The organism is Paenibacillus sp. P4_E11 (assembly GCF_056401635.1).
Map to the genome: position 1 here is coordinate 1 of NZ_JBFUIX010000336.1, position 2,375 is coordinate 2,375.

2 protein-coding genes are annotated in these 2,375 nt (G+C 46.1%); both read right to left on the reverse strand.

Annotation, left to right across the window (positions count from 1 at the left end; genetic code table 11):
* Positions 1-526: 526 nt before the first annotated feature.
* Positions 527-1,162 carry an RCC1 domain-containing protein gene (locus AC1DWB_RS33640; protein ID WP_477545437.1) on the reverse strand — a complete coding sequence of 212 codons (636 nt, stop codon included), beginning with the start codon at positions 1,160-1,162 and terminating at the stop codon, positions 527-529.
* The coding region (locus AC1DWB_RS33645; protein WP_477545438.1) for a stalk domain-containing protein at positions 1,159-2,375 on the reverse strand (1,217 nt) is incomplete at its 5' end. The genes AC1DWB_RS33645 and AC1DWB_RS33640, both read right to left, overlap by 4 nt.

The following is a 2,375-nucleotide window of genomic DNA, read 5'->3' on the forward strand; positions in this document are numbered from 1 at the left end:
CCTTCATACAGCCACTAGTGCTGCATTCCGGGGATACAATGTCATTATTCCAGTTGATGGAATGTCAGCTCTCAATCCTTATGCTGAACAGTATACCACTTGGCATATGATAAATAGCCCTGGAACCCGAAACCGGGCCACTTTAACAAAAATAAATCTGTTACATTTTAGTCATCCATACCAGCGATTCGAGGACAGGGAACTCGGAGTCATCCAGTAAAGCACATGCTCCCTCTAAGGAGTGCTTATGCTATTGCTCCAAGAAGTTAACACTCAGTCRTTATACCACGTTAATCTGCCCGTTAGCGGAATGAGGCTGACGATCCATGCCGGCAGTCTCGTTCCTACAATCAGCGATGATGAAGGGTTAAACAATTAACCCATCCAACCAAGGACACCACGGTTTATCCGAGTCAAAACGATAAATTTGTCGTACCTGTGCCCTGAAAGATCAAGAGAGTGAGGCTGGTAAGCCGCCAACCATCATATTGGAACAACCGGTCATTACCATACGCCGCATTTGGTGTTAAAACGTAAGATTAAGATTGATCTGTGTTAATTTATTTTGGTATAACACATTATTCTCATATTTATCTCTCAGAGTAATGGGGCTCAAAACATAGTGGGCGTTCGCCCCGACTCCCCATAAAGTTCCGTCCTGCATGAGAATCAAAGATTGCCGATTTCCGGCTTCCACTAACTTGACTGAGGGTAGGTTAGGGACCTTTGCAGGTTGTGCCAGGCTATCCCCGAGCACTTCGCTTCCAAGTTGTCCATACTCGTTATCCCCCCATGAAAACAGATTGCCGTCTCGATCCACTGCTTGAGCATGGTCATGACCTGCATCAACCTGAATGATATTTGAAAGTCCTTCGACACGTTTCGGTTCAGGATTGTCGGCGTTTCCGATACCGAAGACGCTCTTAACCCCCCATGTCCATACGGTGCCGTCATTTTGGAGTGCTACTGCAAAATTATTGTCGTTTGAAATAGCAATGATATCCTGTAAGGTTCTCAGTTGCTTTAATTCAGATTTTGTTGGTTGGGTTTGCCAGACCGTACCGTCATTCTTGAGTACTACCGTAAATTCAGAGCCTGGGCTAACAGAACGGACATTTGCCCAAGGCGTCTGATAAGGTTTCTTATAGATGATCTCGCTCAACTTGTACGATTGTCCCAGTTTACCGTTGAGATTCGATCCCCATGCGAATACGCGGCCTTCGCCATCAACCGCAAAAATACCGAATGTTTGATTTCTACAGAAACGATGTCTTGGAGTCCCTCTACATGTCTAGGGATGACGGTTGTTTCATATTCTTGTTCTCCGTTGCCCCATAGGCTCGCGCTGTTGAAGCCCCATACCCAAACTGTACCGTCTTTCTTTAAAGCAATACCAGCATCGTAATCCAATTTGACGTCCACGACATCCTTAAGAATACGGGTCGGCTTCTCGTAAAACTGCCCCCACGTCCATAAATCCCCTTCGTCGGTCACGACCGCTGCGTTGGTGCTAATGATGTTCATTTTATGTATGGAGGCGAGGGGAGAAGTTGCTTGCTTAGCCCAAAGACCCTTGTTTTTTTGTATCGCATCGGCTTGTAACAGTTCGAGTTTGCTAGCTAACCCATCTTTTTGAAGATCCAGACTTTTCGCCGCATATCCCTCTTCTACAAGCTTTGCATTTAAAAGGGTGTCATCTTGCAAGTACACATTTACATGTAAGTGTTTGTTCCGATCGCGTAGACCATTTATTTCAATCGACACCTCCGCGCCATTCGAGAGCAGCGACCTTATATATCCCGTTACCTCTTGACCGTTATGAATAGGGGAAATGCCCGCAAAGCGCACGGTATCTTCGATTCCTTCATCAGACCCGTCGATGTAGCGGATTTTAAGATACATCCCGTCTAAAACTTCCTCGACTTGGATATTACGCCTCACGGAATATTCAATGGATACGCTGCGACTAGCCTCATCCCATTCAACCTTCGCTCCCATTGCTTCCGCAATAAAGCGAACTGGCACCAAGGTAGACCCCTCGACAATTCGCCCTGGTGTTTCCAGTCTGAGTTCGGCTTTGTTCTTATAAGCGACCTTTTCTCCGATTGCATAAATGAGTTGGGTATCACCAAGTTGAGCCACGACAGTCTGAGTCTTCGGACTCCACTGGATTACTGCCCCCATTCCCTCCAGAATGTCTCGCATGGGCACCAAAATGCTACCGTTTTCCTCTATTGGTGGGGTTTCAAAACTGAGGGTCTTTCCATTTAAAAAAACTGATATCGGGTGTGGTATTTCGGAAGCCTGTGATTCCGGGATTGGGGATCCTCCGATCAGAAGAATCAAAACGAAAATGATGATTCGTGTTCTCATAG